We start from the raw sequence: 26164 nt of genomic DNA, 5'->3' as shown, positions 1-26164 counted from the left end.
ACCCCGACCCTCCCCCATCGAGGGGGAGGGGGATTTGCAGGCGGCGCCAGGACAAGCCCTCCCCCTCGATGGGGGAGGGTTGGGAGGGGGTGAGACCGCGGCTCACCAAATCGAGACCTAGCTCATAACAGGCTGCAGTCCGCCGCAAGGAAAACGGGCGGGGATCCTCTCCCCGCCCGTCGCCGTTCCTTCGGCCGTAGAGACCCGAGGCCCTACTTGACGCGGCCCTCGCGCCAGGCCTGGATCAGCTTGTCGTAGTCGACGGTCTCGCCCTGGGGCTTCTCGTTGGCGAGCTTCGCCTTGGGCGAGCCGGCCTTGTTGAGCCAGTTCGCCTCGTCCTCTTCCTTGTTGAGCTTGGGACCGCAGTCGCCCTGGACGCCGGAGCGCTCGAGACGGGCCAGGACCTTGTCCTGCTCGCGGGCCAGGTTGTCCATGGCCGTGTCCGGGGTCACCTCGCCGGCGACCGCCTCGCCGATGTTCTGCCACCAGAGCTGGGCCAGCTTCGGGTAGTCCGGCACGTTGGTGCCGCTGGGCGTCCAGGCGACGCGGGCCGGGCTGCGGTAGAACTCGACCAGGCCGCCCAGCTTGGGCGCCCGCTCGGTGAAGGACTTATGGTTGATGTCGCTGTCGCGGATGATCGTCAGGCCGACGTGCGACTTCTTCAGGGACACGGTCTTGGAGACCGTGAACTGGGCGAAGAGCCAGGCCGCCTTGCGCCGGTCGACCGGGGTCGAGTTCAGCAGGGTCCAGGACCCGGCGTCCTGATAGCCCAGCTTCTGGCCTTCCTCCCAGTAGGGGCCGTGGGGCGAGGGCGCCATGCGCCAAAGCGGCGTGCCCTCGGCGTCGACCGTGTTGTTGCCCTGCTCCTGGCTCTCGACCATCGAGGCGGTGAAGGCCGTGTACCAGAAGATCTGCTGGGCCACGTTGCCCTTCGCCAGGCTCGGCAGCGACTGGTAGAAGTCCATGCCCAGAGCGCCCGGAGGGGCGAACTTGCGCAGCCAGTCCATGTACTTGCGCAGGGCGTACTTGGCGGCCGGGCCGTTGGCCGCGCCGCCGCGGCTGACGCTGGCGCCGACCGGGCGGCAGCCGTCGACCCGGATGCCCCACTCGTCGACCGGCTTGCCGTTGGGCAGGCCCACGTCGCCGGCACCGGCCATGGACAGCCAGGCGTCGGTGAAGCGCCAGCCCAGGTCCGGCGCCTTCTTGCCGTAGTCCATGTGGCCGTAGACCGCCTTGCCGTCGATCTCGCGGACGTGCTCCGAGAAGAACTCGGCGATGTCCTCGTAGGCCGACCAGTTGACCGGCACGCCCAGCTCGTAGCCGTAGAGCTCCTTGAACTGCTCCTTGAAGTCGGCGCGCTGGAACCAGTCGTAGCGGAACCAGTAGAGGTTGGCGAACTGCTGGTCGGGCAGCTGGTAGAGCTTGCCGTCCGGGCCGGTGGTGAAGGACTTGCCGATGAAGTCGTCGACGTCGAGGGTCGGCAGGGTGACGTCCTTGCCCTCGCCGGCCATCCAGTCGGTCAGGTTCTGCACCTGGCCGTAGCGGAAGTGGGTGCCGATCAGGTCGGAGTCGTTGACGTAGGCGTCGTAGAGGTTCTCGCCCGACTGCATCTGCGACTGCAGCTTCTCGATGACGTCGCCTTCCTGGATCAGGTCGTGGGTCACCTTGATGCCGGTGATCTCCTCGAAGGCCTGGGTCAGGGTCTTGGATTCATACTCGTGGGTCGGGATGGTCTCCGAGACGACCTTGATCTCCATGCCCTTGAAGGGCTCGGCCGCCTTGATGAACCACTCCATCTCCTTGAGCTGTTCCTCCTTCGACAGGGTCGAGGGCTGGAACTCGTCGTCGATCCACTTCTCGGCGGCCGCCATGTCGGCCGAAGCGCTTGCCGTCCACCCGGCGAGGGCGAGCGCCGCGGCCGCCCCGGCGGTCGCGAAGCGGCCGAAGGCCGGTTTTCCTGGGGTCTTCATCTGCGTTACCTCCCATTCTTTGCTGTCTGTGCCTTTGGAGTTTCTCCGCACCCACGCCGAGGGCGTCGAGTCGCCGCCGGAGGAAGCTGCGGGTCTTCGGGTACGCGGCATCTTTTCGCCATCAAGCATATCGCAGGATCGCCAGGCCACATACGATCGAAACGCCGAGCGCGATCCACAGGCTCAAGTCGGTCAGGCCGATGAACCCGAGGTGGATGTAGGCCGCGGTCAGGAGCGCAATGAACAGCCGGTCGCCGCGGGTGGTCCGGATCGGCAGGAGCCCGCGCCGCTCCACGGTCGGCTGGACCAATTGCCAGATGGTCATGCCGATCAGGATCACCACGATGGTCGAGAAGAAGACCGCGGTCGGCAGGGTCCAGGCCATCCAGTCGAGGTTCATGGCAAGCCCCTCACGCCTTGCTCCATCAAACCCGACCAAGGGCGAAGCCCTTGGCCATGTAGTTGCGCACGAACCAGATCACCAGGGCGCCCGGCACAATGGTCAGGATCCCGGCCGCGGCCAGCAGTCCCCAGTCGAGGCCGGTGGCGCTGACCGTCCGGGTCATGGTCGCGGCGATCGGCTTGGCGTCGGTCGTGGTCAGGGTCCGCGCCAGAAGCAGCTCGACCCAGGAGAACATGAAGCAGAAGAAGGCGGTCACTCCGATCCCCGCGCGGATCAGGGGGATGAACACCGTGGCGAAGAAGCGCGGGAAGGAATAGCCGTCCAGGTAGGCGGTCTCGTCGATCTCGCGCGGCACCCCGGACATGAAGCCCTCCAGGATCCAGACCGCCAGCGGCACGTTGAACAGGCAGTGCGAGATCGCCACCGCGATGTGGGTGTCGATCAGCCCGAAGGTCGAATAGAGCTGCAGGAAGGGCAGCAGGAAGACCGCCGGCGGCGCCATGCGGTTGGTCAGCAGCCAGAAGAACATGTGCTTGTCGCCGATGAAGCGATAGCGCGAGAAGGCGTAGGCCGCGGGCAGGGCGACGGTCAGCGAGATCGCCGTGTTGATCGAGACGTAGATGATCGAGTTGAGGTAGCCCCAGTACCAGGAGGGGTCCTCGAAGATCTTGAGATAGTTCTGCAGCGTCAGGTTCCGGGGAAAGAGCGAGAATTCGGCCAGGATGTCGGCATTGGTCTGCAGCGACATGTTGAGCATCCAGTAGATCGGCAAAAGCAGGAAGCCGAAGTAGATGATCAATCCGACCAGGCCCTTGCGAATCCTCATGGTCGGGTCCTCATGCCTTGTCTCCCGTGCCGACGTTCTGCAGCGCCTGGTAGAACAGCCAGCAGAACAGCAGGACGATCAGGAAGTAGATGATCGAGAAGGCGGCCGCCGGCCCCAGGTCCATGGCGGTCGCCAGCTTGACCAGGTAGATCGACAGGAAGGTCGTCGCGTTGCCGGGCCCGCCGCCGGTCAGCACGAAGGGCTCGGCGTAGATCAGGAAGGAATCCATGAACCGGAGCAGCACCGCGATGGTCAGCACGCCGCGCATCTTGGGCAGCTGGATAAAGCGGAAGACCGCCCAGGCCGAGGCGCCGTCGATCCGCGCCGCCTGGTAGTAGGCGTCGGGGATCGCCCGCAGGCCGGCGTAGGCCAAGAGCGCGACCAGCGGCGTCCAGTGCCAGACCTCCATCAGCATGACGGTGACCCAGGCGTCCAGCGGGGCGGCGGTGTGGTCGAAGTCCAGGCCCAGGCCGTTCAGCGAGACCCCCATCAGGCCGATGTCGGGGCGGGTGAAGATGATCCAGATCGTGCCGATCACGTTCCAGGGAATCAGCAGCGGCAGCGCCAGCAGCACCAGGCAGAGCGAGGCCCGCCAGCCCTGGGCCGGCATCGCCAGGGCGATCAGCACCCCCAGCGGGATCTCGATCAGCAGGACCAGGCCGGAGAACATGAACTGGCGCCAGAGCGCGTCGTGCAGGCGGCGGTTCGACAGCATCTCGGCGAACCATTCGGTGCCGACGAAGTAGGCCTCGCCCGGGCCGAAGATGTCCTGGACCGAGTAGTTGACTACGGTCATCAGCGGGATGATCGCCGAGAAGGCGACGATCACGAAGACCGGCAGGACCATGAACCAGGCGCGGTTGTCTTCCCACTTCTCCATCGCGGTCCCCCTCCTCAGCCGATCAGCTGGTCGTCGGCGTAGAGCCGGGTGAAGTCGCGCGGGAAATCCAGGTAGGCGGTTTCGCCCGGCACCTCCTGGTCTTCCGGCACCTTGACCTTGACCATCCGGCCGCGCAGCTCGGTCGAGACGATCTTGAAGTTGCCCAGGTCCTCGACCGCGCGCACTGCGACCTCCAGGCGCGACTCGCCGTTTTCCCTGGCCAGGCTCAGGAACTCCGGCCGGATGCCCAGCTTCAACGCGCCCGCCGCGGCTGCGGCCTTCGCGGCCAGCTCGGCCTTCAGCGGCAGGCGCGCGCCCTCGATCGTCGCCGCGCCGGCCTCGAAGCCGCAGGGCAGGAAGTTCATGCCCGGGCTGCCGATGAAGAAGCCGACGAAGGTGTGCTGCGGCGCCTCGAAGAGCTCCTGGGGCGTGCCCATCTGCAGCACCCGGCCGTCGTTCATCACCGCGACCTTGTCGGCGAAGGTCAGGGCCTCGTTCTGGTCGTGGGTCACGTAGATCAGGGTCAGGCCCGAGCGCTCGTGGATTTCCTTCAGCTTGCGCCTGAGCTGCCACTTCAGGTGCGGGTCGATCACGGTCAGCGGCTCGTCGAAGAGGATCGCCGCGACGTCGGCCCGGACCAGGCCGCGGCCCAGGGAGATCTTCTGCTTGGCGTCGGCGGTCAGGCGCCGGGCCCTCTGGTTCAGCTGGCCGGTCAGCTCCAGCATCTCGGCGACGTCCTCGACCCGGTCGCGGATCTGGCTTTCCGGGACCTTGCGGTTGCGCAAGGGGAAGGCGAGGTTCTGGTAGACCGTCATGGTGTCGTAGATCACCGGGAACTGGAAGACCTGGGCGATGTTGCGCTGCGCCGTCGGCAGCGCGGTGACGTCGTCCTCGCCGAAGAGGACCTGCCCGCGGCTCGGCGTCACCAGGCCGGAGATGATGTTCAGGAGGGTCGTCTTGCCGCAGCCCGATGGGCCTAGCAGGGCGTAGGCGCCGCCGTCCTCCCAGACGTGCTTCAGCGGCTTCAGCGCCCAGTCCGCATCGGCCTGGGGGCTAGCCATGTAGCTGTGGGCGATGTCCTTGAGGACGATCCTGGCCATGCGCCGCCCCCTACTGTGCCGCCATGGGCGCCGCCGACCAGGCCGGCGCCGCCATCAGCCGGCCCGCGCCGTCGAAGGCGAAGAGGTGGCGCGGGTTGACGAAGACCTGGATCGCCTCGCCCAGGCCGAGGCTGTGCACCCCTTCCTCCTGGGCGACCCAGGCGGTGCCGCTGTGCGCCGCGTGGATGAAGGTCTCCGAGCCGCTGATCTCGGCCAGCTCGACCACCGCCTCGATCGCGACGTCGTCCTCCGACTGGCGCGCCACGAAGAGGTGGTTGGCCCGCACCCCGAAGGTGTAGTCGCCGGGGCTGAGGCGGTCCAGCTGCCCGGTCAGCGGCAGCTCCAGATCGGTGCCGAGCCGTGCCCGGCCGTCCGCGACCTCGCCGGCGATCAGGTTCATCGGCGGATCCGAGAAGACCTCGCCGACCCGCAAGGAAGCCGGCTCGTGGTAGGCGGCCAGAGTCGGCCCGGACTGCAGCAGGCGGCCCTGGTCCAGGACCAGCACGCTGCCCTGGCCGCCGATCATCAGGGCCTCGGCCGGCTCGGTCGTGGCGTAGACTACGATCGCGCTGCGCCGGCGGAAGATCGCCCGCAGCTCCTCGCGCAGCTCCTCGCGCAGCTTGTAGTCCAGGTTGACCAGCGGCTCGTCCAGCAGCAGCAGCTCGGCCTCCTTGGCCAGGGCCCGGGCCAGGGCGGTGCGCTGCTGCTGGCCGCCGGAGAGCTCGGCCGGCAGGCGTTGCAGCAGCGGCGTCAGCTTCAGGACCTCGGCGATCTCGCCGACCCGGCGGTCGATCTCGGCCCGGTCGAAGCCGGCGCGGCGCAGGGGCGAGGCGATGTTGTCGAAGACCGTGAAGGAGGGGTAGTTGATGAACTGCTGGTAGACCATGGCGACCTGGCGCCGGCGCAGCGGGATGCTACGGGAGTCCGCGCCGTCGATCAGGACCCGGCCGCCGGTCGGCTTGTCCAGGCCGGCCATCAGCCGCAGGATCGAGGTCTTGCCGGCCAGGGTCGGGCCGAGGATGACGTTCAGCGAGCCCGGCTCCAGGGCCAGGTCCATGGGGTAGATGTGGGTCTCGGCCCCGACCTTGCGGCTGACCCCCTCGAAGACCAGGCTCATCGCGCCGCCGCCTTTCCGGGACGCTGCCCGCTCAGCCAGGCCTCGACCCGCTTGGCGGTCCCGTCCGGGGCGTGCAGCCCCAGCTTGGAGCGGCGCCAGAGAATGTCCTCGGCCGAGCGCGCCCATTCCCGGCGCAGCAGGTAGTCGGCCTCGGCCTCGGTCAGGCCGCCGCCCAGGTCGGCGCCCAGGCCGGCCAGCCCCTGGGCATCGGCCAGGATTTCCTCGACCCGGGTGCCGTAGGCCCGCACCAAGCGCCGCGCCAGGGGCGCCGGCAGCCAGGGCCGGGCGGCTGTGAGCCCGCCCAGGAAAGCCTCGAAGTCGGCGTCCGGCATGTCGCCGCCGGGCAGCGCCGCGGCCGCGGTCCAGGGCTGCGCCGCGCTGCCCAGCAAGGGCGTCAGCCGGGCCAGGGCGTGCTCCGCCAGCTTGCGGTAGGTGGTGATCTTGCCGCCGAAGATGGACAGCAGCGGCGGGGTGTCCGCCGGCGCGTCGAGGTCGAAGACATAGTCCCGGGTCACGGTCGAGGCGGTCCCGCTGTCGTCGTCGTAGAGCGGCCGGACGCCGGCGTAGCTCCAGACCACGTCCTCGGGCCGCGGCGCCCGTTCGAAGTAGCGGCCGACCGTGGTACAGAGGTACGCCGTTTCCCCCGCCGTGATCGCCGCCCGCTCCGGATCGTCGTCGAAATCGACGTCGGTGGTGCCGATCAGGCTGAAGGCGCCCTCGTAGGGGATCACGAAGACCACGCGCTGGTCGGCGGCCTGCAGGATGTAGGCCTGCTCGCCCTCGTAGAGCCGGGGCACCACGATGTGGCTGCCCTTGATCAGGCGCAGGGTGCTGCGCCGGTTGGCGCCGGCGACCTCGCCCAGGACCTCCATCACCCAGGGCCCGGCGGCGTTGACCAGGGCGCGGGCGCGGACCTGGCGCTCGCCGCCGCCTTCGGCCTCCAGGGTCGCGCTCCAGGCGCCGCCCTCGCGCCGGGCCGAGCGGCAACGGGTCCGGGTCAGCACTTCGGCGCCGCGCTCGGCGGCGTCCAGGGCGTTGAGCACGACCAGGCGGGAGTCCTCGACCCAGCAGTCGGCGTAGCTGAAGCCCCTGGTGATGCCCTCGACCAGGGGCGCGCCGGCGGGATCGCGCCGCAGGTTCAAGGCCTTGGAGGCCTCGAGGCGCTTGCGGCCGCCCAGGTGATCGTAGAGGAACAGCCCGGCGCGCAGCATCCAGGCCGGGCGCAGCTCCTTGACGTGGGGCAGCACGAAGCGCAGCGGCCAGATGATGTGCGGCGCCGCGGCCAGCAGCACCTCGCGCTCGATCAGGGCCTCGCGGACCAGGCGGAAGGCGTATTGCTCCAGGTAGCGCAGGCCGCCGTGGATCAGCTTGGAACTGGCCGAGGAGGTCGCGTGGCCCAGGTCGCCCTGCTCGCAGAGCAACACCTTGAAGCCGCGGCCGGCGGCGTCGCGCGCGATGCCGACACCGTTGATTCCGCCGCCGATGACCAGAAGGTCGAAGGCCTCGTCGCGAGCCAAGCCCTGCTCCCCGTGGATCGGGCGTCTTGCCGTGCGCCCGCTTCGTTCGTTAACGTTTTACGCCCCACGGCGAATTTCGCAACCGAAAATTCTTGGCTTCCAGATGTTGGAAATCGAAAATCACTTGGCGAGCTACAGGTCTCGATGCTCCGCCGGAGAGTCGGGGTGCAGTGTCGGAGGCGCCCGGCCTGTCTTCGGCCTCCCAGGAGATCTGACACTGTCTCCAAGTGCCGATACGTGATCACCGAAAGGGGCGAGAATAGTCTGGGGAAGAAGAGCCCCAAAGTCTTTTGATCCCAGCGCCGCGACATTTGGGCTCTTGATCCGGTTTATAGATGTGCCGGGCATCGGACGGATAATTTACATTCCTTGAGCGATGTTGCCGGCGTAATGTCACGCGACCGACGCCGGTTCATTTGTGAGGCCGCGCGGATTGATACTTCAGGTGAGCGGTGAGAACAGCCGAGCATCGTCGAAATCATTTGAGCCCTACAACGGATCGCTTCACGCTTGGTTTCCGACCGGACTTCTCGTGGCAATACCTCGCAGGCCCCCATAAAGCGCCGCCCGACAGGCCGCACCGGAGCCCGGCGTAGCTCAGAGACCCAGTGGGCCTGCGGGACTTTCGTCGGTCTGCGGGTGGATCCCGGCGAGGCTCTTGGCATCGCCCGTCATCTGATTCTCGACGGAAGCGTGCGCAGACTCGGGTCTAACGCGTGATCTTTGCAAGGAGTCGCTGCGACTAAATTGCGTCGTTCCGTGCGCGACATTCGAATTTGCGCCAGACTTAATTGAGTTGGAACGGCCAGCTTGGCCTTGTGATTCTCCGGGCGCGTGTTATTGTTGTTCTTCGCCGAAAACGACCCAAGCGGGCATGTGACCCAGGGGTCCTGAGTTTCTTCGATCGGGCGCAATTGAATTCGCCGCCGAGGAACAGTGGCCGCTCACGGTGAGATGATCGGCGCGGGCAGAACCCAGACAAAGAGCGACACGAAGTCCTCACAAGAGTGATGGCCGGAGCGGCAAAGTTCAGCCGTTCCGAGTCCTTCTCGGTTGGGCTCCAACAGAGGTGGCGGCACATGGCGAGACTTCCCTACGTGGTTCCCTACGACCCGGCATTCCTAGGCGGCGGCTTCGAGGTACCCCTGCCGACACCCGTGTGCACGGGACGGCTTTTCCAGACGGGCGCTCCGCTCGACTACATCTACGCGTCGATCGTGATGCACGCGGATCGCCGGAGTGCGCTCTTCTCCGCGCACAACATCGACGCGTCTCGACGTTTCTCGGTCCCGCGCACGGACTGGGATCTCGATCCGCGGGCAACGGGCATCCAGACTCCGCCCGGCGCCTATACGGGCAATGTATGGGACCGCGGGCACCTTGTCCGACGCGCCGCCGTCGCCTTCGGGGATTCCGAGGCGGAAGCGCGCGCCGCCAGCGACGCGACCTTCTACTACACGAACGCCGCCCTCCAGCACGAGCGCTTCAACCAGGACGAATGGGTCCATCTCGAGGACTGGGTCCTGGGCCAGTCGGGTTCCACCGGATCCCGGCTCTGCGTGTTCACCGGTCCGATCTACACGCGCAATGACCAGACTCATCGAGGGTTCCGTGTTCCCTCCGCCTTCTGGAAGGTGGTTGTTCTCCGCGACCCCGCCGCCGAGGGCGAGGATCTGGCCGCCATCGGTTTCGTCATGAAGCAGAACGAGCTTTGGCACGACTGGAACGGTGCGGCGACCCTGGACCTGACCCTCTACCAGGTGGGCATTCGCGAGATTGGCCGCTATGCAGGGCTCGAGTTCGGCCAGCTCGCCTTGCTCGACGAGTTCGAATGGCGGCAGGCGCGCTTCCGGAGCCGGGGGCGCATGAGGCCCGTGAAGGTTTCGAAGCCTGAGGACATCGAGTTTCACGGCCATCGCAGACGCAGCCTGGGCGTTCGAGCGCTTCGCTCCGGTCCTCCGTCCGCGCCCACGGAGGTCGCGTCGGGTCCGGAGGCCGTTCGGCACTGTCCGAGCTGTGAAGATCGATCCGGCGTCGTTGACGAGCGCGTCGAGTTTCTGTCGCGCGAGGTCGATGCCTTGCGCGACGTCGTGGACGAGCTACTTGCGCGGGACAAGGGTTCGGACGACGGCGAGCGAAGAGCCTCTGCGTCGCTCGCGCTGCGGAACCTCGAAAGGATCGTCGGCGGCGAGACCGTCGCTCCGGGCACATATCCGGATTGCGCCTGCATCGGTGACGAAGATCGGTGGTTTTGTTCCGGGGTGCTGATTCATCCGCGCATTGTTCTGACCGCGGCGCACTGCGCGCCGGGGATCTCGCAGGTCTTTCTCGGCGGACGCTCCGTGCACCTCGCCGGCCAGCATGGCGAGGTGGTGGAGGTCGAGCACGTGCTGGTCCACCCGGACTACGACCCGGATCTCGTGCCCTCGCACGATATTGCCGTGCTCGTTCTCGCGACGGATTCGGGCGTCGAGCCCGCGTCAATTGCGTCGCAGGCCGACGTGGATCAATCCGCGAACGTCGAGCTGGTCGGCTTCGGGTTCAACCATCCTTCGATGAACATCGGCTTCGGCACCAAGCGTCGCGCGAACCTCGGCCGAACCGTGCTGCACGATCAGGAGGAGGAGGCTGTCGCGCTGAGCGAGGCGCTGCACGGATTCGACAATACCTTCGAGATGCACGCCGGGCGCAAGGAGCTGGGCATCGACAGCTGCAACGGCGACAGCGGCGGGCCGGCCTACGTGTATCAGGGTGACGCGATGAGCCTGGCGGCCCTGACCTCTCGGGCGTCTTTTTCCTCCGAGAAACGCTGCGGAGATGGCGGGATCTACACCCGCGTTGTGCCCTATCTCGGGTGGATCAGCGCGGCCGTCGGCGAGGCGACCGACGGCGCCGTGTCTTTCGAGGCGCCGGCGCCGGATCACGCCACCGGGCCCGAGACGGACTTCATCTATCTCAGCGCGGCCCTGCCGAATCCCACGGGCTCGGACTTCGGAAACGAGTGGATCGAGGTGTCGAATGCCAGCGGCGAAGCCGTGGCACTGGGCCGCTATGCGGTCGGCGACAAGCAGGGCGCCAGGGAAACGCTGTCCGGTTCCTTGTCCGGGGGTGCGACCCATCGCTTCCGGATTCCGGCGGGCTCCCAGGTTCAGTTGTCGAACCGCGGCGACGAGGTGCGCCTCTATCGCGACGGGATGGAGATCCAGAGGGAGGAATACGGCAAAGTCTCGTCCGGCGAGGTCGTGAGGTTCCACCGGCCGGAGACGGGCGACGGCACCGGCGAGGGCGAGTTCCTCGAATGGGCTGATCCCTGCTGAGGCGCGCCGACGGCGGCGCGGAAGCGCAAGAACCTGCGCCCAGAACGGCGCCGCCCGCAGATCGAAGAGGAGGCTGATCCATGACTCTCCTGCGCCTGCCCGCCTTGCCGGGCCCGCATTGCTGTCGCCGCTCGCGTTGCCTGGTGCCTCCGTCACCCGGTCTCATGGCGGACCTCTTGTCGCGCTATAGCGTCCTGGTCGCGGAGGGCAGGCTTCCCGCCGGTTTCACCTTCGCGCAGTTCTTCGCGGTCTGGCGCTCGACCCGTCGCGGCGAGAACCTGGTGGGGCTCGACGATGGGACAATCGAGTCGGGCGCGCGGCTGCAGCCTCAGTTGATCGAGCGTCCGCCCAAGAAGCTCGAGGGCCTGATCCGAACACTGGTGCTCTTGGTGGACTTCGACGATCGGCCTCACCATCCGTCAAAGACACCTGCGCATTTCCGGAACCTGCTCTTCGGCGAGTCCTTCCCGACAGGCAGCATGCGCAGCTACTACCGCGAGATCAGCCGATCGAAGGTCGACATCGATGGGGAGGTGCACGGTTGGTTTCGCATGCCGCAAGATATGAGCTTCTACGCCGGGCAGAACTCGGGGACCAGCGGAACCCAGCCGAACGCGCGAACGCTCGCTCATCACGCCGTCATGGCCGCTCTCGACGCTGGTGTCGATTTTTCGGACTACGATGCGCTGGGCGAGGGCATCGTGACCGCGCTGTTCATCGTGCATGCCGGTCGCGGCGCAGAGGAAACCGGGGACACGGGCGATCTCTGGAGCTTGAAATGGGTCCTGCCGGCTCCCGTCGACGTCGCGGATGGGGTGCGCGTCAACACCTTCCTGACGGTGCCTGAGGACTGCAAGGTCGGTGTCTGTGCCCACGAATGGGGGCATCTCGCAGCGCGTTGGGCGGACTTCTACGACACCGGCAGCAGCGAGCTGTTTAAGAGCAACGGCCTCGGCCACTATTGCCTGATGGCGAGCGGTTCCTGGGGGAACAGCGGTCTTCGCCCGACCTATCCCAACGGCATGCTGCGGATGTTCCACGATTGGGTGGACGTCGAGCTCATTCAGGAATCCAGGGACAGCGTCGAGCTCACGCCCGCCAACGAAGGCGGCGGTGTTGCTGTTCTATTCAATCCGGAGGTGATGAAAGAGGGACAGTACGTTCTCTGCGAGTACCGGAGGCGGTCGGATCAGGAAGCCTTTCTTCCCGATGAGGGCCTCGCCGTCTACGTCGTTGATGAGGACATCGACAACGTGAACGACGAGCAGAACCTCGCGATCGAGCTGATTCAGGCCGACGGGAAACGCGATCTCGCGCAGATCTTCAACCAAGGCAATTCCGGCGACGCACAAGACCTCTACCCCCTGGACGACAAGCGCAAGATCGACGAAGCGAGCGTTCCGCCCCTCAACTTGCCCGACGGTGAGTGGACCGGGATCCGATTGACGGTTTCGGGGGATCCGGGTGATGCAAGTCTCCGGCTCAAGGTCGAAATGAACCCTTCAGCGCCGAACTGAAATCAAGGCCTGCGACGCGCCGGGACTCGGGCGAAGAAAAGAGGGGTCCAGAAGGCCCGCGGTTTGGGGGAAGAGCTGGAGGGGCCGACAGGCGATCGTCGATCTTCGCCTACTCCGCCGCCCGGGCCTCGTCGCGGGCGACGTGGACCGCGACCTTGGCGGCCTTGAGCACCGGCAGCATGGCCGCCGGCGGCGGGCGGTCGGTGAAGAGGGCGTCGACGTCTTCCAGGTGCCCCAGGCGGACCATGGGCTGGCGGCCGAACTTGCTGTGGTCGGCGGCCAGGAAGACGGCGCGCGACTGCTCGATGATGGTCTTGGCGACCTGCACCTCGCGGTAGTCGTAGTCCAGTAGGCTGCCGTCGGCGTCGATGCCGCTGATCCCGATGATCCCGAAGTCGACCCGGAACTGGCGGACCAGCTCGATGGTCGCCTCGCCGACGATGCCCCGATCCCGGCTGCGCACCACCCCGCCGGCGACGATCACCTCGAAGTCTGGGTTGCCGCTCATCAGGCCGGCGACGTTCAGGTTGTTGGTGATGACCCGTAGGCCCTGGTGGTCGAGCAGGGCCCGGGCGACCTCCTCGGTGGTGGTGCCGATGTTGATGAACAGCGAGGCCTGGTCCGGGATCTCGGCCGCGACCGCCCGGGCGATGCGCTGCTTCTCGGGCAGGCAGAGCACCTGGCGGGTCGAATAGGAGAGGTTGGCGACCGAGGAGGGCAGGCCGGCCCCGCCGTGGTAGCGCTGCAGCTGGGCCTTCTCGCAGAGCTGGTTGATGTCGCGCCGGATGGTCTGCGGGGTCACACCGAAGAGCTGGGCCAGGGCCTCGATCGACACGAAGCCCTGGCGCCCGGCCAGGGCGAGGATTTCCTTCTGTCGGCGATCCTGAGAGCTCACCGTCGCGTCCCTCCCGTTCCGGATCCTCGGCGCAGGGCCTTCGGGTCCGTGGGGAGGGCAGCATAGCTCAAAGGCGGCGGCTCGGCGATGGCCTCCGCCCGGCGGCGCTCAGCGCGGGTCGCAGCAGTGCCGCTCGGCCGGCCGCAGCACGATCTGCGGCGCGCCCTGCGGCCCGGCCGGCGGCCGGCCGTCGGTCAGCACCAGGCCGGCGGATTCCGAACGGCCGAGGTCCGGCGTGACCAGCACGGCGCCGACCCCGAAGCCGATGCTGCCGAGCTGGCTCTGGGCGCGGACATAGGCGACGTCGCCGGCCTCCAGGCTCAGGTAGATGATGCTGGCCTCGTCGTCCACGGTATGGATGCGGTAGCGCCCCGGCAGGGCATCGCGGAAGAAGACCGCGCCGGAGACCGCCAGGCCGATGCGCTGGTCGTTGATCACGAACTCGGTGTCGCGGGCGATCAGGAAGGCGTCGAGCGGCCGGTAGAAGTAGATCCGCGCCTGGCCGGGCTCGGGGCCCGGCGGCTCGGCGTAGATCTCGTTCAGCTTCGGGCCCGCCGCGCAGCCGGACAGAAGCACGAGTCCGAGGGCGGCGGCGAGAAGGTGCTGTGCCAGGCGGCGCGGCATCGCGGGTTTCCTGAGCCTTGAGGACCGGATTTCCAGGGCCGGTTTCCCGGCACGGACCCCGGGCGGCAGCGGCGGAAACCGCCAAGGTCTCATCGCAATGCGAAGAAAGCCTTAAACCGTCGCAGCTTAGGCCGCTTGCCCCGTCGTAAAGGTTTGGTTATCTTGCATTGCGGTATAATTGCTGCAGCGCACAACAAGAACATGGCGGAAAGAGGGGGACTGCAGGATGCACGAGGGGCACGGCTACTTCCTGGAGGAGCTCTCCGTGGGCATGAGCGAGAGCTTCACCAAGCAGGTCAGCGACCAGGACATCATCGGCTTCGCGAACGTCTCCGGGGACACCAATCCGGTTCACCTCGAAGACGACTTCGCCCGGCAGACCCGCTTCAGGGAACGAATCGCCCACGGCCTGCTTTCGGCCAGCTTCATCTCCGCCGTCCTGGGTACCCGGCTGCCCGGCCCCGGCTGCATCTACCTGAGCCAGAACCTGAAGTTCCGGGCGCCGGTGCGGATCGGCGACACGGTGACCGCCAAGGCGACCATCACCGCCATCGACCCGGAGAAGGGCAAGATCGACCTCGAGACCGTGTGCACGGTGGGCGACAAGGTCGTGATCGACGGCCAGGCGCAGCTCCTGGTGTCCAAGCGCGCGGCCGTCGACCGGGTCGCGTAGGGCGCCGGGGCCGCCCGGGCCTTCGGCGAGGCGGCGCAGGCCCGGCCCGGGCCTCGGCGGCAGGGGCCTACCCAGCCGCCGCCCGCCGCGATAAGGTGTCGCCCGCTTGAGGCAGCTCGGCTGCGACGGGAGCGGGCAGTTCGCGGGACGTTCATGGCGATCTACAGGCATAGCGAGGGTTTGCCGTCGGAGGCGCGCGGCGCGGTGATCGCGGTCGGCAACTTCGACGGCGTTCACCTGGGCCACCAGGCGGTGATCGCGGCTGCGCGCGACCGGGCGGACGGCCTCGGCGCCGCGCTCAACGTCCTGACCTTCGAGCCGCACCCCCGCCAGGTCTTTCAGCCCGGCCTGCCGCCCTTTCGCCTGACCCCCCTGCGGATCAAGGCCCGCGCGCTGGAGGCGGTCGGGGTCGACAACATGATCGTGCTGCACTTCGACCTCGACTTCTCCAAGCGTTCGGCCGAGGCCTTCGTCGACGAGGTCCTGCTGCGCGACCTCGGCGCCCGCCACGTGGTGACCGGCTGGGACTTCCACTTCGGGCACAAGCGCGGCGGCGACGTCGCGCTGCTGGACGCCCTGGGCGCCGAGCGCGGCTTCGGCACCACCGCCGTGGCCCCGGTCGCGGCGCCCGGCGGCGAGGTCTACGCCTCCAGCCGGATCCGGACCTACCTCCAGGACGCCGCCCCGGCCAAGGCGGCGGCCCTGCTCGGCCGCTCCTGGGAGATCGAGGGCCGGGTCGACCGCGGCCGCGGCCGGGGCCGGACCCTCGGCTTCCCGACCGCTAACATCGACCTCGGCGACTACCTCTCGCCGGCCCACGGCATCTATGCGGTCCGCGCCGGGGTCGACGCCGGCGCCGAGACCGTCTTCGCCGAGGGGGTCGGCTACTTCGGCGAGGAGCCGGTCACGGCCGGCCAGCGGCCGCCCTTCGAGGTCCATTTCTTCGCCGACCCCGGCGACCTCTACGGCCGCCACCTCCGGGTGCAGCTGGTCGACTACGTCCGGGCGGACAAGAGGTTTGACGGCCTGGAGCCTTTGAAGGCACAAATCGCCGAGGACTGCCGCGCGGCCCGGCGAATTCTGGAGGGTCGGGACCCGGCGGCGGCCAGCGCCGCAGGGTAACGGCCCGCCCCAAGCCCAGCCGGACACGGCCTGATCGTCAGCCACCAAGACAAGATCGCGAGACCTTCGTTATGAGCGAAGACTACAAATCCACGGTGTTCCTGCCGCGCACGGATTTCCCGATGCGCGCCGGCCTGCCCAAGCGCGAGCCCGAGATCCTGGCGCGCTGGGAGGCGATGGACCTCTACCGCCGCCAGCGCGAGGCCGCCAGGGGCCGCGAGAAGTTCATCCTCCACGACGGGCCGCCCTACGCCAACGGGCACCTTCACATGGGCCACGCCATGAACAAGGTGCTGAAGGACGTCATCAACCGCTCCCAGCAGATGCTGGGCAAGGACGCCAACTACGTGCCCGGCTGGGACTGCCACGGCCTGCCCATCGAATGGAAGGTCGAGGAGCGCTACCGCGCCGAGGGCAAGGACAAGGACGAGGTCCCGGCGGTCGAGTTCCGCCGCGAATGCCGCGACTTCGCGACCCACTGGATCGGCGTCCAGACCGAGGAGTTCAAGCGCCTGGGCGTGATCGGCGACTGGGAGACGCCCTACACCACCATGAGCTATGCCGCCGAGGCGCAGATCGTGCGCGAGCTCGGCAAGTTCCTGATGAACGGCGGGCTCTACGCCGGCGCCCGCCCGGTGCTCTGGTCGGTGGTCGAGAAGACCGCCCTGGCCGACGCCGAGGTCGAGTACCACGACCACGTCTCGCCGACCATCTGGGTGCGCTTCCCGGTGACGAAGGCGAGCGTCCCGGCGCTCGATGGCGCCGCCGTGGTGATCTGGACCACCACGCCCTGGACCATCCCCGGCAACCGGGCGATCGCCTTCGCCGCGGAGGAGGCCTACCTCGTGGTCGAGCTGGGCGCCGCGGAGGAGAAATCCGGCGTGCGGCCGGGCGAGAAGATCGTCGTCGCCAAGGCCCTGCTGGAGACCGTGCTCGCCGACGCCAAGGTCACGGCGCACAGCGTCCTGGCCGAGGTCAAGGGCGCCGAACTCGCCGGCACGCTGACCGCCCATCCCTTCCGCGGGCAAGGCTACGACTTCGACGTGCCGCTCTTCCCTGCCGATTTCGTCACCATGGACCAGGGGACGGGCTTCGTGCACATCGCGCCCGGCCACGGCGCCGACGACTTCGAGCTGGGCCGCGCCAAGGGCCTGGAGGTGCCGCAGACCCTCGACGGCGCCGGCCGCTTCCTGCCCCACGTCCCGCTCTTCGCCGGGACCGTCGTCTACGACGCCGACGGCAAGGAAGGTGATGCCAACGGCAAGGTGATCTCGGCCCTGGCCGGGGCCGGGGCGTTGCTCGCCAAAGGTAAGCTCAAGCACAGCTATCCCCATTCCTGGCGCTCCAAGGCGCCGCTGATCTTCCGCAACACGCCGCAGTGGTTCATCTCCATGGAGGCCAACGACCTGCGGGCCAAGGCGCTGAAGAGCATCGAGGACACCCGCTTCGTGCCGGCCGCCGGCAAGCAGCGGCTCTACGCCATGATCGAGCAGCGCCCGGACTGGTGCGTCTCGCGCCAGCGCTTCTGGGGCACGCCCCTGCCGCTCTTCGTCCACAAGGCGAGCGGCGAGGTGCTGCGCGACCAGGCGGTGATCGACCGGGTCGCCGCAGCCTTCGAAGAGGAGGGCGGGGATGCCTGGTTCGCCAGCGATCCGCAGCGCTTCCTGGGCAACGACCATGCGGCCGCGGACTACGACCAGATCACCGACGTGGTCGAGGTCTGGTTCGATTCCGGCTCGACCCACGCCTTCGTGCTCGAGGCCCGCGACGACCTGGAGTGGCCGGCCTCGCTCTACCTCGAAGGCTCGGACCAGCACCGCGGCTGGTTCCACACCTCGCTCCTGGAATCGGCCGGCACCCGCGGCCGGGCGCCCTACGACGCGGTCCTGACCCACGGCTTCGCCCTCGACGAGGACGGCAAGAAGATGTCCAAGTCCCTGGGCAACATCACCTCGCCCCAGGAGGTCATCGACAAGAGCGGCGCCGACATCCTGCGGCTCTGGGTCGTCGCCTCCGACTATGCCGAGGACGTGCGGATCGGCCCCGAGATCCTGCGCACCCAGGTCGACGCCTACCGCCGCCTGCGCAACACCCTGCGCTACCTGCTCGGCAACCTGGACGGCTTCGCCGAGAAGGAGCGCCTGGCGCCGGCCGAGATGCCGGAGCTCGAGCGATGGGTCCTGCACCGTCTGGCGGAGCTCGACCGGATCGTGCGCCAGGGCTGCGCGGACTTCGACTTCCACGCCATCTACCAGGCGCTCAACGCCTTCTGCGCGGTCGACCTCTCGGCCTTCTACTTCGACGTCCGCAAGGACTCGCTCTACTGCGACCATCCGGACTCGATCCGGCGCCGTGCCTGCCGCAGCGTGCTGGACCGGGTCTTCTCCTGCCTGACCGCCTGGCTGGCGCCGATCCTCTGCTTCACCGCCGAGGAGGCCTGGCTGAGCCGCTTCGGCGAGACCCCGGCGGCCGAGGACAGCGTCCACCTGCGGCTCTTCCCGGAGGTCCCGGCCGAATGGCGCGACGAGGCCCTGGCCGCGAAGTGGGCCAAGGTGCGCCAGGTCCGCCGGGTCGTGACCGGCGCGCTGGAGCTGGAGCGCGCCGAGAAGCGGATCGGCTCGAGCCTCCAGGCCGGCCCCGAGGTCTTCATCGCGGACGAAACGCTCCGCCGGGCGCTCGACGGGGTCGACCTGGCCGAAGTCTCGATCACCTCCGGAATCGAGCTCGCCGCCGGCGCGGCGCCGGCCGGGGCCTTCACCCTGGAGGAGGTGCCGGGGGTCGGGGTGGTCCCGGGGCCGGCGGCCGGCGACAAGTGCGCCCGCTGCTGGCGGATCCTGCCCGAGGTCGGCAAGCAGGCCGAGTCCGCGGCCCTCTGCGGCCGCTGCGCCGACGTGCTGGCGCCGGCATGACCGTGCCGGCGGACCGCAAGGGCCTGGGCGGGCTGCAGCGGCTGGGCCTCGGGCTGGCCGCCCTGGTCCTGGTCCTCGATCAGCTCAGCAAGTGGCTGATCCTTGACCTCGTCCTGGCCGAGCGCCGCTTCGTCGAGGTGACCAGCTTCTTCAACATCGTGCTGGTCTACAACCGCGGCGTCAGCTTCGGTATGTTCGCCGAGGGCGCCGCGACCTGGCAGCCCTGGGCGCTCTCCGCCCTGGCGATCGCCATTTCCCTGGGGCTGGTCTACTGGCTCTGGCAGATCCGGCACTGGCTGCCGGCGACCGCGATCGGGCTGATCATCGGCGGCGCCCTCGGCAACACCGTCGACCGGCTGTTCCGGGCCGAGCGGGCGGTGGTCGACTTCCTCGACTTCCACGGCTTCCTGTTCAGCTTTCCGCCGCTGAACGGTCACTGGCCGGCCTTCAACCTCGCCGACAGCGCGATCGTCGTCGGGGTTCTGGCCTTGGTTTACGATGGCTTGTTCCTTCAGCAACAGGGCGATACACTTGCACCCTCGGGGGAAGGAAGGAAGCAAGGGGACGGTTGATGAGACGCGCGGCCTTCGTCGCAGGCGCGGCCTTTTTGGTTTTTGGGCTGGCGGCCTGCAGTGGTGTGCAAAAGCAGTTGGGGATGGGCAAGCAGTCGCCCGACGAGTTCCGGGTGGCCTCGCAGGCGCCCTTGAGCCTGCCGCCCGACTACCGCCTCCGCCCGCCGGAGCCGGGCGCCGTCCGGCCCCAGGAGGGCACGCCGACCCAGCGGGCGCGCAGCAGCGTCTTCAAACTGAACGGCGCGGACGGCGCAACGCCGGTGCGGGTCTACGGCGCCCAGGGCGCCCAGAGCGCCGGCGAGCGGGCGCTGACCCAACGCGCTGGGGCCGATCGGGTGGATCCGCAGATCCGTCAGATGGTCGAGCTCGAGACCGAGCAGATCAACGAGGACTCCAACACCTTTCTCGACAACCTGATCTTCTGGCGTGATCCCGAGCCGACCGGCAACGTGGTCGATGCCCGGGCCGAGTCGGACCGCCTGCGCGAGAACCGGGCCCTGAACCGCCCGGTCAACACCGGCGAGACCCCGGTCATCAAACGCCGTCAGCGGGGCATCCTCGAAGGCGTCTTCGACTGATACCAAGGGCGTGACGGCCGGGCCCGCCGTGGCTCGGCGTTAACCTTCGCACAAGCTTCGGCCGTCACCCTGGCGTGCCTGTTGCGCGCCCGCGCAGACACGCCTATATCGATGCGGTGAGCGGCCTGCGCCGGCGCAGGTCGGACCGCCCTTCCGGAGGAACCGTGACACGCTTTCGCTCGCTGCGGCGGCTCGCCGTCCTGACCGGCCTGACCGCGCTCCTGCTCACCTCTGGCCGGGTCGTCCAGGCCCGCGTCTTCGAACCCGAGAGCTTCACCCTCGACAACGGCCTCCAGGTCGTGGTCGTCACAAACCGGCGGGCGCCGATCGTCAACCACATGGTCTGGTACAAGGTCGGCGCCGCGGACGAGGCGCCGGGCAAGTCGGGCCTGGCCCACTTCCTCGAGCACCTGCTGTTCAAGGGCACCGAGACCGCGGGGCCCGGCGAGTTCTCCGACCTGATCGCGCGCAACGGCGGCCGGGAGAACGCCTTCACCAGCTACGACTACACCGGCTACTTCCAGACCATCGCCAGCGACCGCCTGGCGCTCATGATGGAGTACGAGGCCGACCGCATGGCCAACCTGGTCCTGACCGATGAGGTGGTCCTGTCCGAGCGCGACGTGATCCTGGAGGAGCGGCGCAGCCGGGTCGACAACGAGCCCGGCGCCCAGCTCTCGGAGATGGCCCGGGCCGCGCTCTTCATGAACCACCCCTACGGCATCTCGATCATCGGTTGGGAGCACGAGATGCGGCAGCTCACCACCGAGGACGCCCTGGCCTTCTACCGGCGCTGGTACGCGCCGAACAACGCGGTGGTGGTGATCTCCGGCGACGTCTCGCTGGAGGAGGTCCGGCCGCTGGCCGAGAAGTACTATGGCGCCGTCCCGCGGCGCGCGGTGCCCGAACGGGCGCGCCCGCAGGAGCCGGCCCAGATGGCGCCGCGCCGCGTGACCTTGCAGAGCCCGCGCGTACGCCAGCCCTCGCTCTCGATCTCCTACCTGGCGCCCAGCTACAACCGCGGCGAGGAGGGCGAGGCCTACGCCCTCCAGGTCCTGTCCGAGATCCTGGGCGGCGGCACCGTCAGCCGGCTCTACCTCTCCCTGGTGGTCGAGCAGGGGCTTGCCGCCTCGGCCGGCAGCGGCTACGGCGGCGACGATTTCGATCTCAGCACCTTCACCTTCTACGCCTCGCCGCGCCCGGGCACCGAGCTGGCCCTGACCGAGGCGGCGCTGCGCAAGGAGATCGACAAGCTGCTGGAAGACGGCGTCACCGACGAGGAGGTCGCCGAGGCCAAGGAGCGGCTGCAGTCCGCGGCGGTCTTCGCCCGCGACAGCGTCTCGACCCCCTCGCGGGTCATCGGCGCCGCCCTGGTGACCGGCCAGACCCTGGAGGACGTCGAGTCCTGGCCCGAGCGCATCGGCGCGGTCACCGCCGAACAGATCAACGCCGTGGCCCGGGCCGTCTTCGACGAGCGCCGCTCGGTGACCGCCGTGCTCGAACCCGAACCGACCAGCTGAGGACCGACCATGACCTCCGGAACCCGAGCGATCCTCCAGGGGCTTGCGGCCGTGGTCGCCCTGGCCCTCGTCGCGGTCCAGCCGGCCAAGGCCGTCGAGGTGCAGCGGGTGGTCAGCCCCGGCGGCATCGAGGCCTGGTTGGTCGAGGACCACAGCAACCCGATCATCGCCGTCGAGCTCGCCTTCCGCGACGGCGGCAGCGTCATCGACCCGGAGGGCCGGGAAGGCCTGGCCAACATGGTCTCCGGGCTGATCGACGAGGGCGCCGGCGAGCTGGACTCGCGCGGCTTCCGGCGCGAGATGGAGAACCGCTCGATCTCGCTGTCCTTCACCGCCGGGCTTGACCGCTTCTTCGGCGGCGTCCAGACCCTGACCAAGCACCGCGACAAGGCCTTCGACCTGCTGCGCCTGGCGCTGACCGAGCCGCGCTTCGACGAAGAGCCGGTCGAGCGGATCCGCAGCCAGATCCTGGCCCGCCTGGCCCGGGACTCCGAGGATGCGGACACCATCGCCATCCTCACGATGCGCCGGCTGCTGCTGCCCGACCATCCCTACCGGCGGCCCCTGCGCGGCACGGCGGAAAGCGTCGGCGGCATCACCCGCGACGACCTGGTCGCCTACACGCGGCGGATCTTCAGCCGGGACCGCCTGGTGGTCGGGGTCTCCGGCGACATCACGCCGGAGGACCTGGCAGACTTGCTCGACGAGACCTTCCTCGGCCTGCCCGCGACCGGCGATCCGATCGAGGTCGCGGCGGCCGAGCCCCGGGCCGAGGGCGACGTGGTCGTGGTCGAGCGCGACATCCCGCAGTCGACGGCGATCTTCGGCCATGCCGGGATCCGCCGCGACGATCCGGACTACTACGCCGCCCGGGTGGTCAACTACGTGCTCGGCGGCGGCAGCTTCGCCTCGCGGCTCTATGAGGAGGTGCGCGAGAAGCGCGGCTTGGCCTACTCGGTCTACAGCTTTCTCCAGCCCCTGGACCACGGCGCCATGATCCTCGGCGGGGTGGCGACCCAGAACGGCCGGATCGGCGAGTCCCTCGACCTGATCCGCGCCGAATGGAAGCGCATGGCCGAAGCCGGGCCGACCGCCGAGGAGCTGAAAGACGCCAAGACTTACCTGACCGGCTCCTTCCCGCTGCGGCTCTCCAGCACCGGGCGCATCGCCCGCATGATGGTCGGCATCCAGCTCCAGGAGCTGGGCATCGACTACCTGGACCGCCAGAAGGAGCTGATCGAAGCGGTGACCCCGGAAGACGCCAAGCGGGTCGCGCGCCGGCTCTTCGATCCCGAAGCCTTGACCGTGGTCGTGGTCGGCCAGCCGGACGGCGTCGAGGCGACCCGCGAGGCCCCGCCCGACAACTCCTGACCGCACGGCCGGTTTTGCCGCGCCGGGGGCTCTGCTAGACTCGGACGCAGGCGATTCGCCTCCAGGATCGCCTGGAGAATCGTCCCCGGAGCCGGCTGGCCATGAGCTTTTCCCAAGAGATCGAGACCTGCCTGGCGGCGGCGGTCGGCGCCGCCGGCCTGAGCGAGGCCGAGCTGGCCGAGGACTTGGCCCGCAGTCTGCCAAGCCTGGCCCGCCTGCGCGCCGCCCGCGAGGCCGGCAGCCTGCCGCACCTGACCATCGCCGCCCGGCGCGACGACCTGCCCGCCATCGAGGCCGCGGCGGACCGCCTGCGCGCCGCCTGCGATACGGTCGTGCTGCTCGGCACCGGCGGCTCCTCCCTCGGCGCCCGCACCCTCCAGGCCTTGGCCGAGCCCGGGACGACGCCACGCCTCCGGGTCCTGGAGAACGTCGACCCGGTGACCGTAGAACGCCTGCTCGCCGGCCTCGACCTGGCCCGGACCGGGCTGGTCGTGGTCTCCAAGTCCGGCTCGACCCCGGAGACCCTGAGCCAGTTCCTGATCCTCCTGGCGGCGATGGAGGCGGCCCTCGGCCGCGCCGCCCTGGCCGAGCGCATCGTCGCCGTGACCGAGCCCAAGGACAGCCCGCTCACGCGCCTCGCCCGGGATTACGGCCTCACCTGCCTGGACCACGACCCGGAGCTCGGCGGCCGCTACTCCGTGCTCTCGGTGGTCGGCGCCCTGCCGGCCCGGCTCCTCGGCCTCGACGTCGAGCGCCTGCGCGCCGGCGCCCAGGCCGTCCTCGACGCCACCCTGGACGCGCCCGAGCCGGCGCAGGCGCCGCCGGCGCTGGGCGCCGCCGTTGCCGTCGGCCTGGCCGAGCGGCGCGGGCTGCCGATGAGCGTACTGCTGGCCTACTGCGACCGCCTGGACCCCTTCGTGCTCTGGTACCGCCAGCTCTGGGCCGAGAGCCTGGGCAAGGACGGCAAGGGCACGACCCCGGTCAAGGCCCTGGGCACGGTCGACCAGCACAGCCAGCTCCAGCTCTACCTCGCCGGCCCGGCCGACAAGGCCTACACGGTCCTGACCGTCGCCGCGGCCGGCCAGGGCCCCGAGATCCCGGCCGCCCTGGCCGAGGGCGCCTCCCTGGGCTACCTGGCCGGGCGCCGGATCGGCGACCTCTTCGCCGCCGCCGGCCGGGCGACCGCCGAGACCCTGGTCGCCGAGAAGCGCCCCGTCCGGCGGATCCACCTGCCGCGCCTGGACGAGGAGAGCCTCGGCGCCCTCTTCATGCACTTCATGCTGGAGACCATCATCGCCGCCGACCTGCTCGGCGTGGAGCCCTTCGACCAGCCGGCGGTCGAGGCCGGCAAGCGCCTGACCCGCCGGTACCTGGAAGAGGCCGGGTCATGAGCCTGCGCCTGCTGCCCGAGACCCTGGTCAACCGCATCGCCGCCGGCGAGGTCGTCGAGCGCCCGGCCTCGGCGGTCAAGGAGCTGGTCGAGAACGCCCTCGACGCCGGCGCCGGCCAGGTCGAGGTCGTGCTGCGCGACGGCGGCCGCAGCCTGATCGCGGTGACCGACGACGGCTGCGGCATGGGCCCTGAGGAGCTGGCCCTGGCGGTCGAGCGCCACGCCACCTCCAAGCTGCCCGACGACGACCTGGTCCGCATCGCCAGCCTCGGCTTCCGCGGCGAGGCCCTGCCCTCGATCGGCGCGGTCAGCCGCATGACCGTGACCAGCCGCCCGGCCGGCGCCGACCAGGCCTGGCGCCTGACGATCGAGGGCGGCCGCAAGGCCGCGCCCGAGCCGGCGGCCCAGGGCCCGGGCACCCGGGTCGAGGTCCGCGACCTCTTCTTCGCGACCCCGGCCCGGCTCAAGTTCCTCAAGACCCCGCGCACCGAGTACGGCCACGCCGAGGACGTGGTCGCCCGCCTGGCCATGGCCTTCCCCCAGGTCGGCGTCTCCCTCTCCGACGGCAGCCGCACCACCCTGCGCCTGACCGCCGCCACGGGCGACCTCTTCGATGCCCGGCTCGCCCGCCTGGGCGCGATCCTGGGCAAGGACTTCGCCGAGAACGCGCTGGCCATCGCGGCCGAGCGCGAGGGCCTCAAGCTCTCCGGCCACATCGGCCTGCCGACCCTCAACCGCGCCAACGCCCGCCACCAGTACCTCTTCGTCAACGGCCGGCCGGTGCGCGACAAGCTGCTGCACGGCGCGGTGCGCGGCGCCTACCGCGACTTCCTGGCCCACGACCGCCATCCCCTGCTGGCGCTCTTTCTGGAGCTGCCGCCCGAGGCGGTCGACGTCAACGTCCATCCCATGAAGGCCGAGGTCCGGTTCCGCGACCCCGGCCTGGTCCGCGGCCTGATCGTCGGCGCCTGCCGCCACGCCCTGTCGGAGGCCGGCCACCGCGCCTCGACCACGGTCGCCCAGGCCGCCCTCGGCGCCCTGCGCGCCGCCGAGGCGCCGGCCGGGCCGAACGCCAACGGGGCCTACGCCTACCGCCCGCCGACCACGGTCCTGCCGCGCGGCCTAGCCGAGGCCGGCGCCGCCTACCACGCCCCCCTGCCGGAGCTGGCCCAACCCCCCGGCGCCCGCGGCGCCGAGCCCGCCGCCGAAGCGGCCGAGGCTGCGCCCGACTATCCCCTGGGCGCCGCCCGCGCCCAGCTGCACGCGACCTACATCGTCGCCCAGACCGGGGACGGCATCGTCATCGTCGACCAGCACGCCGCCCACGAGCGCCTGGTCTACGAGCGCATGAAGCGCGAGCTGGCAGAAAAGGGCGTCGCCCGGCAGATCCTGCTGATCCCCGAGGTGGTCGAGCTGGGCGAGGACTCGGCGGCCCGCCTCCTGGCCCGCGCCCCGGAGCTGGCCGAGATCGGCCTGGTGCTCGAGGCCTTCGGCCCCGGCGCCGTGGTGGTGCGCGAGGTCCCGGCGCTGCTCGGCCAGCCCGACGTCCAGCGCCTGGTCGCCGACCTCGCCGACGAGCTGGCCGAGCTCGACCAGGCCTTCACGGTCAAGGAGAAGCTGGAAGAGGTCTGCGGCACCCTGGCCTGCCACGGCTCGGTGCGCGCCGGGCGCCGGCTCAACACCGAGGAGATGAACGCCCTCCTGCGCCAGATGGAGGCGACCCCCCACTCCGGCCAGTGCAACCACGGCCGCCCCACCTACGTCGAACTCAAGCTCGCCGACATCGAAAGGCTCTTCGGCCGCCGCTAGCGCACTTCCCGATCAGACGCGTTCGCGTCTGGCCGGGAGTCGTGCGCTATCGCT

20 protein-coding genes are annotated in these 26164 nt (G+C 69.3%); 11 read left to right on the top strand and 9 right to left on the bottom strand.

Going from position 1 to position 26164, the window contains the following annotated elements; translation table 11 throughout:
* Window positions 1-212: 212 nt before the first annotated feature.
* The 7 genes from QNJ30_20460 to glpD form a co-directional block, all read right to left on the bottom strand.
* Entirely contained in the window at window positions 213-1970 is a 1758-nt protein-coding gene (locus QNJ30_20460) for an ABC transporter substrate-binding protein (protein ID MDJ0945847.1), read from the bottom strand.
* A 121-nt stretch (window positions 1971-2091) separates the two neighbouring features.
* Window positions 2092-2370 carry a DUF2160 domain-containing protein gene (locus tag QNJ30_20455; GenBank protein MDJ0945846.1) on the bottom strand — a complete coding sequence of 93 codons (279 nt, stop codon included), beginning with the start codon at window positions 2368-2370 and terminating at the stop codon, window positions 2092-2094.
* A 25-nt stretch (window positions 2371-2395) separates the two neighbouring features.
* A complete protein-coding gene (locus QNJ30_20450) occupies window positions 2396-3199 on the bottom strand; it encodes a carbohydrate ABC transporter permease (protein MDJ0945845.1) in 804 nt (267 codons plus the stop codon).
* A gap of 10 nt (window positions 3200-3209) precedes the next feature.
* Entirely contained in the window at window positions 3210-4079 is an 870-nt protein-coding gene (locus QNJ30_20445; GenBank protein MDJ0945844.1) for a sugar ABC transporter permease, read from the bottom strand.
* Window positions 4080-4093: 14 nt separating this feature from the next.
* On the bottom strand, window positions 4094-5179 hold the full coding sequence (locus QNJ30_20440; protein ID MDJ0945843.1) for an ABC transporter ATP-binding protein: 1086 nt from the start codon (window positions 5177-5179) through the stop codon (window positions 4094-4096).
* A gap of 10 nt (window positions 5180-5189) precedes the next feature.
* The gene (locus tag QNJ30_20435) at window positions 5190-6296 is read right to left on the bottom strand and encodes an ABC transporter ATP-binding protein (GenBank protein MDJ0945842.1); all 1107 of its coding nucleotides are present in this window, start codon (window positions 6294-6296) and stop codon (window positions 5190-5192) included.
* The gene (glpD, locus tag QNJ30_20430) at window positions 6293-7813 is read right to left on the bottom strand and encodes a glycerol-3-phosphate dehydrogenase (protein ID MDJ0945841.1); all 1521 of its coding nucleotides are present in this window, start codon (window positions 7811-7813) and stop codon (window positions 6293-6295) included. Before glpD ends, QNJ30_20435 begins: the two co-directional genes overlap by 4 nt.
* Before the next feature lie 1097 nt (window positions 7814-8910).
* On the opposite strand from glpD, the gene QNJ30_20425 reads away from it, so the two are divergent.
* Together QNJ30_20425 and QNJ30_20420 are read left to right on the top strand one after the other, a co-directional pair.
* The gene (locus tag QNJ30_20425) at window positions 8911-11130 is read left to right on the top strand and encodes a DNA/RNA non-specific endonuclease (protein MDJ0945840.1); all 2220 of its coding nucleotides are present in this window, start codon (window positions 8911-8913) and stop codon (window positions 11128-11130) included.
* A gap of 80 nt (window positions 11131-11210) precedes the next feature.
* A complete protein-coding gene (locus QNJ30_20420; protein ID MDJ0945839.1) occupies window positions 11211-12647 on the top strand; it encodes a M6 family metalloprotease domain-containing protein in 1437 nt (478 codons plus the stop codon).
* 109 nt (window positions 12648-12756) lie between these two features.
* Here QNJ30_20420 and QNJ30_20415 read toward each other — a convergent pair whose 3' ends face one another.
* Window positions 12757-13542 (bottom strand): DeoR family transcriptional regulator, encoded by a 786-nt coding sequence (locus QNJ30_20415; protein ID MDJ0945838.1) that lies wholly within the window; start codon window positions 13540-13542, stop codon window positions 12757-12759.
* 108 nt (window positions 13543-13650) lie between these two features.
* Window positions 13651-14166 carry a DUF2846 domain-containing protein gene (locus QNJ30_20410; GenBank protein ID MDJ0945837.1) on the bottom strand — a complete coding sequence of 172 codons (516 nt, stop codon included), beginning with the start codon at window positions 14164-14166 and terminating at the stop codon, window positions 13651-13653.
* Window positions 14167-14392: 226 nt separating this feature from the next.
* Here QNJ30_20410 and QNJ30_20405 point away from each other — a divergent pair, with 226 nt between their 5' ends.
* From QNJ30_20405 to mutL, 9 genes are all read left to right on the top strand, one after another.
* Window positions 14393-14839 (top strand): MaoC family dehydratase, encoded by a 447-nt coding sequence (locus QNJ30_20405; protein MDJ0945836.1) that lies wholly within the window; start codon window positions 14393-14395, stop codon window positions 14837-14839.
* A gap of 153 nt (window positions 14840-14992) precedes the next feature.
* The gene (locus tag QNJ30_20400) at window positions 14993-15961 is read left to right on the top strand and encodes a bifunctional riboflavin kinase/FAD synthetase (GenBank protein ID MDJ0945835.1); all 969 of its coding nucleotides are present in this window, start codon (window positions 14993-14995) and stop codon (window positions 15959-15961) included.
* A gap of 71 nt (window positions 15962-16032) precedes the next feature.
* Complete coding sequence (gene ileS / locus QNJ30_20395) at window positions 16033-18870, top strand: isoleucine--tRNA ligase (protein ID MDJ0945834.1); 2838 nt, start codon at window positions 16033-16035, stop codon at window positions 18868-18870.
* On the top strand, window positions 18867-19442 hold the full coding sequence (gene lspA, locus QNJ30_20390) for a signal peptidase II (protein ID MDJ0945833.1): 576 nt from the start codon (window positions 18867-18869) through the stop codon (window positions 19440-19442). The genes ileS and lspA overlap by 4 nt, the downstream gene beginning before the upstream one ends.
* On the top strand, window positions 19442-20020 hold the full coding sequence (locus QNJ30_20385; GenBank protein ID MDJ0945832.1) for a DUF3035 domain-containing protein: 579 nt from the start codon (window positions 19442-19444) through the stop codon (window positions 20018-20020). The genes lspA and QNJ30_20385 overlap by 1 nt, the downstream gene beginning before the upstream one ends.
* 164 nt (window positions 20021-20184) lie before the next feature.
* Window positions 20185-21540, top strand: coding sequence for a pitrilysin family protein (locus QNJ30_20380; protein ID MDJ0945831.1), 1356 nt, complete (start codon window positions 20185-20187; stop codon window positions 21538-21540).
* Between the two features lie 9 nt (window positions 21541-21549).
* Window positions 21550-22911: a pitrilysin family protein gene (locus QNJ30_20375; GenBank protein ID MDJ0945830.1), complete on the top strand. Its 1362-nt coding sequence runs from the start codon at window positions 21550-21552 to the stop codon at window positions 22909-22911.
* Window positions 22912-23012: 101 nt separating this feature from the next.
* Complete coding sequence (locus QNJ30_20370) at window positions 23013-24302, top strand: glucose-6-phosphate isomerase (GenBank protein ID MDJ0945829.1); 1290 nt, start codon at window positions 23013-23015, stop codon at window positions 24300-24302.
* Complete coding sequence (gene mutL, locus QNJ30_20365) at window positions 24299-26110, top strand: DNA mismatch repair endonuclease MutL (protein MDJ0945828.1); 1812 nt, start codon at window positions 24299-24301, stop codon at window positions 26108-26110. The genes QNJ30_20370 and mutL overlap by 4 nt, the downstream gene beginning before the upstream one ends.
* Window positions 26111-26164: the final 54 nt, after the last annotated feature.

It is taken from the genome of Kiloniellales bacterium, from assembly GCA_030066685.1.
GTDB lineage: Bacteria > Pseudomonadota > Alphaproteobacteria > Kiloniellales > JAKSBE01 > JAKSBE01.
This window is presented reverse-complemented; position numbering and strand designations above follow the sequence as displayed.